This window comes from Nostoc sp. UIC 10630, assembly GCF_010747425.1.
Classification (GTDB): Bacteria; Cyanobacteriota; Cyanobacteriia; order Cyanobacteriales; family Nostocaceae; genus Nostoc.
The window spans coordinates 1-6,024 of the sequence record NZ_JAAGOG010000324.1 but is presented as its reverse complement, the minus strand read 5'-3'; the positions used below and the strand labels follow the sequence as shown (position 1 = coordinate 6,024).

The window sequence follows — 6,024 nt, the reverse complement described above, 5'->3', positions numbered from 1 at the left end:
TCCCAATTCCCAATTCCCCATTCCCAATTCCCAATTCCCCATTCCCCATTCCCCATTCCCTACTTTAAATTTCGGCATTCCGGTGCATTTGGATTTTCCTTGCAATATTCTTCAAAAGAGACTTTAGCTGATACCATCCCCTCAGCTTTCTGATGAGCAGCTTCAGCCTGGAGTTCTTCTACCTCATCCCAAGCGGCTGCACAGGCTTTAGAATAAGCACCTTGTTCAGTGCAAATAGCGCGAGACTGTTGAATTGCTTTTTGAATTCTCTCCTCCAGCAGTAGCGCTTTTGGCGCTTCCACAAAGTCGCTTTTGGTCAAAATGTCGGTAATCGAGATGATACCCAACAGCTTGCCTTGAATCACAGGTGCCCGATGAATACCAGTGTTAGCAAATAACCGTGCTACATATTCCACACCCAAATCAGGATTTACCACAATGCAGGGCTTGCTCATAATCTCGTAAACCCAGACTTGCTTTGGATCTTTACCGTAGGCTGTTACCTTATAGACAATATCTGTTTCTGTGACAATGCCATAAGCATCGTTCTCATGGCGAATATCTACAACTAGCGCCCGCAATTTTTTTTCCTTCATCAGCACCACTGCTTCAGCAACAGTCGCTGAACCGCGAATGGTAACTACATCTTTGGTCATGATATCTTCAGCTTTCATCATTGCTGTAGTCTCCTGGTTAATAGTACGGTGCGGCACAGCGCCCTCAGAGGCGTATATATCGAAGCATTGCAGCCTACAGTTTGCTAACTAGAAAGTAAAAAAGTCGAATCTTTGTCCAGCTATAACAATAAACTTAGAACAACTGTCAACTCGTGATGTTATCCAATGTGACCAATGCCCAAAAACCAACCATAAATTGCCGTAACTTTCTAGAAAATCTTGCCAAACCACTCCAGCCGCTAAAAAGTAAATTTTTGACTGTTACATATCTATTGGTAATGACTAATAACTGATGGAGAAGTTAGGATAAAATCACGATCCAACTTTAGTTGAGATATTTCCTGTTAAGGAAAGCAAAAGCATTAAACAGCAACGCCTTCAGTTTCCGTCAATTTTTCCCGATTTTGAGTAAATTTCAATTAGCAATCCCATGCCACATCGTCATTATCCTCCCGCCTACTTACGCTATCTCAGAGCCAGGTTATGGAATCTAGGGCGACCTGGTTTTTGGGTAACTGCAATTTTTTTATCTGTAGTGGGGCTAGTAACCTGGGAATACTGGTCAAATCCAGATATTTTCGTTTATAAGCAAAAAAATAAAGTTACTTCACAAACCCCTACTGATTCCTCACTATCAGCAGAAAACAGAGCCATTGCAGCCGATATTGATAACCTGCCAGTTTTATTTAATGACTTTGAGCAAGCAACTCTCTCATTAACGGCAAATACTCCCAAGGAAAAAACTGAGGCAAAAAACAGCAAAAGTCTATTAGAGGATGTAATTAACAAACAAAAGTCTGCTAATGATGCCAAATTAAATCCTACTTTAGGAGTTAATGGCAACACTCCCCCCGTCCTAAAAAATCCTTTTGTAGTACAAACCGAAAATTTATTGCGGACTGGGACAGTTGATAATAATCAGTTTCTAGGTATAAAAACTTTAACTGGGGCATCTGAACCAAAAGAGGGAGAACAGACATCCTCTAACCTGGGAATTGGATTCACGAATCAAACCAACAAGAATCAGAATTCTGCCTCTGTCAGCCCTCTCCAAGCAATACTCAATCAATCGACAAATCAGAAGCTGTCTGGCTTTAATGGTACTACTGCAACTCAGACAAATGCTTTGGGCCGAGCCTCTGAGCCAGGAACAACGTTAATGCCACCCATGAATAGCTTATCCAGTCAGAATTCTCTACCAAGTACTGGGTTAACTACTGGGACAGGCTATATGTCAACGGGTAAGAACTTGCAGCAAAATTCCTACAGTAACTTAAATAACGGTCAGGTAGTGCCTAATAATGGGTTAAATACTGGTACAGGTTATACAAACTTGCAGCCAAATCCTTACAATAATTTAAATAACGGTCAGGTAGTGCCTAGTAATGGGTTAAATACTGGTACAGGTTATACGAACTTGCAGCAAAATCCCTACAGTAATTTAAATAACGGTCAGGTAGTGCCTAATGTAGCACCAGGAACGCTCCCAGTCACCTCTGGCATACCAACTAATATTGCACCTTACTCTAGCCAGATTCCGGGTCAAGGTGTTGTCACTCCCACAAATCCTATGGGATATGCGAATTATGGCTTGCAGCAGCCGGCGCAATCACCACAGTCTAATTATGGGAATTATGTGCAGCAGCAACCAACACAATCTAATTCCTTATATCTTCGCCAGCTGCGAGACAAGTATAGAAGTCCCGGTCAAAACTGATTGTCAGCAGGTCGCTTAACTAGATAAGTCTAACTAAGGTGATTGTGGGCTATTTTGAATAATTGGAACTTCTGGTGTTTCGGGCTGTCGCTGTTGTCGTTGTAAATACTTACTCAATACATAAGCCATATCTCCACGGGTAACGGGTTTTAGTGGAGAAATATTTCCTTGAGCATCTGTATTGAGAAATCCTTCTGTAGCTACTGTAGCGATCGCTTTTCTAGCCCAACTTGGGATAGACTTTTCATCTGGATGTGAAGCCAGAATCTCATTAACAGCCTCATCAGGAAACTGAAATACACCATAAGCTTGAGCGAAAATAGCAAGAGCCTCTGCCTTTGTCACCTTTTGATTAGGGAAAAACTCATTGCCCCGATAGCCTTTCATGATGTCAGTTTTTAAGACTGTCTGTATATCATTAAATGCCCAATAAGAACGAGGAACATCTGGAATCGTTAAATTTGCTTTGTTAACAGCTTCTCTTTTATCAAGCCGAAATGCTTTTACCATAATCGACGCTAATTCTGCCCTGCTCACTAACCTTTCTGGATAAAACTTGCCATCAGAAAAGTTTGTCATCCATTTCGCAGCAATTACCTGTTGAATAGAATCAGATGAGGTTCCAGAAGTCGTTTCTGGCACTTGAGCAATTGCTGGTAAATTTTGTAGTAGTGCTACTAAAGATAGAGTAATTGAAAGCTGACGCATCACCATAACCACTTTTAGCTACTAACGTGAATTTAAAAAACTACGTTACTGAGGTTAACGCAAAATTTGGTGTTCTTAATAACCTGTAACTCAGCTAGTGACGAATTTAGGCTGGGCAATGTTGCGTAGCGTAGCTACGGGAGTGTAGCTTTAAAAATTAGGACTGTGTTCAGAATCCCAGCACTTCCCATCATTCCAGACTCTACTGGTGTGTTCACATTCTGATTTATCGTTAATCCAAGGAATTGAAGTAGGGTAATCCAAGGTCGTTAGAGGAGTCAGTGAAAACGATGCAACAGAAAATATAGTGTAGCCACAAGCCGATAGAATCATTAAAAATCCTATGACAAACAAGGTATTGGCAGGAGTCCAAAAAGGATATAAACATTTTTCAGAGCGTAAACGCATTTTAGAACGACGTTCTGAACCTGCTAGCAACACCAGATAAAACCTTAATCCGGGAATTGGTACTGAAACTCTTATGTCTAAAGAATGACGAGTCCAAACACGAGAGTTAAAAACCCTTTTGATGGCTTCTAATTGCTCTACTGTGAAGGTATTTGACACTTCTGGGGCGATCTGGGCGACAAGTTTCTCGAAGGTAAGACCAGTATGCTGTGGCGTTGCCATAGTTTATAGTATATTAATATACCATTTTTTTGCATAAGCAATCTCCTCTCTTCCGGACACTACGATGTTTTATTTTTTACAAGTTCCTAATAAAGGAAGCAGAAATTAGCAAAAACTTGTTTTTTACCTTTCATCTTTTGATGTTATCTGCCCACTACTATGGACTATAGTCAGTTTTTCAGGAGTTTTGGGAATGACAGGAACAGATCCCGTAAAGTTGATGAAGCAAGAAGTTGGCAAAGCCGCTGCCGCCCTGGTAAAATCGGGTTCCATCGTCGGGTTGGGTACGGGGTCAACTACAGCATATACGATTCAGTTTTTAGGCGATCGCCTCAAGTCTGGTGAACTCAAAGATATCATTGGCATACCTACCTCGTTTCAGTCAGAAGTGCTGGCGAAGCAGTATGGTATCCCTCTCGCTACCTTAGATGCTATTGACCACATCGATATTGCCATTGATGGGGCAGATGAAGTTGATCCGCAGAAGAATTTGATTAAAGGCGGTGGTGCAGCACATACCCGCGAGAAAGTCGTAGACTACCTGGCAGAACAGTTTATCGTCGTGGTAGATAGTGGCAAATTAGTAGATCGCTTGGGTTCTAGTTTTGCTGTACCCGTGGAAGTGATTCCAATGGCAATTACTCCTGTAACCAATGCCATTAAAAAACTCGGTGGGAAACCCGAACTCCGCATGGGTGTCAAAAAAGCTGGCCCAGTGATCACTGACCAAGGTAACTTTGTCTTAGATGTCAGATTTGACTCTATTGAAGATCCAGTCAGCCTAGAAAAAACATTGAATAACATTCCCGGTGTTCTGGAAAATGGGATTTTTGTTAACTGTGTCGATTTAGTTTTGATTGGTGAAGTCAAAGATGGTCAGCCATTAGTGCGGCAACTGTAAGAGTTATAGATTTTGGATTTTAGATTTTAGAGACATCTAAAATCCAAAATTAAGCAGCAGGTTCAGTTCATCCAAACACTAATTTAAAATGCGTGATCGCTACTTGGTCCATGTCTTGCTTAAGGAAAAATTACAAGCCAAGCTTGAGGAGATTCAAGCTAAGAGCGATGGCTCTCCTGTTACGGATTTGAAGCTAGACAAAACCTTAGCCGAAGAAATTGAAGAATTGACGACGGAACTAGAGAGCGTCAATCCGAATCTAAATCCTCTGCTCAACGCGACTCATTTGTTAGACGGAGCTTGGCAACTGCAATACTCTACTGCCAGAGAAATCCGTTCTTTAGTTTCTCTCCCATTGGGCTTAAAGCTGGGTAAAGTTTATCAAGTAATTGATGTTGCAAATAAATTGTTTTTCAATCTAGCTAAGGTTAAACATCCTCTGGGGCTAGTATCAGGATATGTTAAAGTGACAGCTAGCTTTGAGCCAGCAAAAGAAGATTTAGAACCTCTACCTAACAAACGCCTCAACGTGTATTTTGACAAACGCTACCTATCGATTGAGAAAATTGTTGGTATTAATACTCCTCAACTCAACCCATTTAAGGTTGTCTCAGCTAATAATCCTACTAGCAGGACTGCGACATTAGACATTACTTATTTAGATGAAACCTTAAGAATTGGCCGTGGAGGAGATGGAAGTTTATTCATCCTTAGTAAATCTGATAATTTACCTGATTTCACCTCCTCAATTTGAAATTGATCGCGCCGATGAATGAATATGGCTCTCTCAATAACGCATCTTTTCACTAAGGTAAAATCAGCTTCTGCGATGGTAGAGCTTAAAACATTAAATTTAAAGTTAGGTTATGGTATAGAAGAAGATATTAATGCCGATCCGATAAGTCCTAGGCAAGTTTTAATTGTTAGGGATGAAGATATTTTAGACTTATCAATTCAACCAGGACAATTGCGAGAAAATATTGTGGTTACAGGGATAGGATTTGATAAATTTATTCCTGGATCTCTGTTAACTTTTGAAAGTGGTGCGGCAATTCGTCTAACTTTTTACTGCGAACCGTGTAAGCGAATAGCCCACTTAGTAGAATCATTTAAGAGCATCAAGGGCAAAAGAGGAATCTTAGGCGTAGTTACTCAATCAGGTCAAATTCAAGTTGGTAGTAAATTTCAGGCTCAAGCTCATAAATTTCCAGCATTACCTGAAAATCCTTATGAAAGATTTCTAGATTTTATTATCAAAATTCCCAGTGGAAAAGTAGTTACATATAAACAGATAATTAAAGCTATAGGAGTTGATAATAGCTATTTAAGAGCTATTCCTACATATCTGAAAAAAACCTCGGCTACTGATTATCCAATACATAGAATATTAG

The 6,024-nt window shown here is 40.4% G+C and carries 7 protein-coding genes; 4 read left to right on the top strand and 3 right to left on the bottom strand.

Features of this window, described 5'->3' with window-relative positions:
• Nucleotides 1-59: 59 nt before the first annotated feature.
• Complete coding sequence (locus tag G1O98_RS36330; RefSeq protein ID WP_175587011.1) at nt 60-677, bottom strand: CBS domain-containing protein; 618 nt, start codon at nt 675-677, stop codon at nt 60-62.
• Nucleotides 678-1,107: 430 nt separating this feature from the next.
• On the opposite strand from G1O98_RS36330, the gene G1O98_RS36325 reads away from it, so the two are divergent.
• Nucleotides 1,108-2,394: a hypothetical protein gene (locus G1O98_RS36325; RefSeq protein WP_163939052.1), complete on the top strand. Its 1,287-nt coding sequence runs from the start codon at nt 1,108-1,110 to the stop codon at nt 2,392-2,394.
• 33 nt (nt 2,395-2,427) lie between these two features.
• On the opposite strand, the gene G1O98_RS36320 is transcribed toward G1O98_RS36325, so the two are convergent.
• Together G1O98_RS36320 and G1O98_RS36315 are read right to left on the bottom strand one after the other, a co-directional pair.
• Nucleotides 2,428-3,102: an S-layer homology domain-containing protein gene (locus G1O98_RS36320; protein WP_175587010.1), complete on the bottom strand. Its 675-nt coding sequence runs from the start codon at nt 3,100-3,102 to the stop codon at nt 2,428-2,430.
• Nucleotides 3,103-3,252: 150 nt separating this feature from the next.
• Entirely contained in the window at nt 3,253-3,732 is a 480-nt protein-coding gene (locus tag G1O98_RS36315) for a hypothetical protein (protein ID WP_163939048.1), read from the bottom strand.
• A gap of 193 nt (nt 3,733-3,925) precedes the next feature.
• Here G1O98_RS36315 and rpiA point away from each other — a divergent pair, with 193 nt between their 5' ends.
• The 3 genes from rpiA to G1O98_RS36300 all read left to right on the top strand — a co-directional run.
• Nucleotides 3,926-4,633, top strand: coding sequence for a ribose-5-phosphate isomerase RpiA (gene rpiA, locus G1O98_RS36310; protein WP_163939046.1), 708 nt, complete (start codon nt 3,926-3,928; stop codon nt 4,631-4,633).
• Between the two features lie 88 nt (nt 4,634-4,721).
• Nucleotides 4,722-5,387: a PAP/fibrillin family protein gene (locus G1O98_RS36305; protein WP_163939044.1), complete on the top strand. Its 666-nt coding sequence runs from the start codon at nt 4,722-4,724 to the stop codon at nt 5,385-5,387.
• 75 nt (nt 5,388-5,462) lie between these two features.
• The coding region (locus tag G1O98_RS36300; protein WP_243458643.1) for an MGMT family protein at nt 5,463-6,024 on the top strand (562 nt) is incomplete at its 3' end.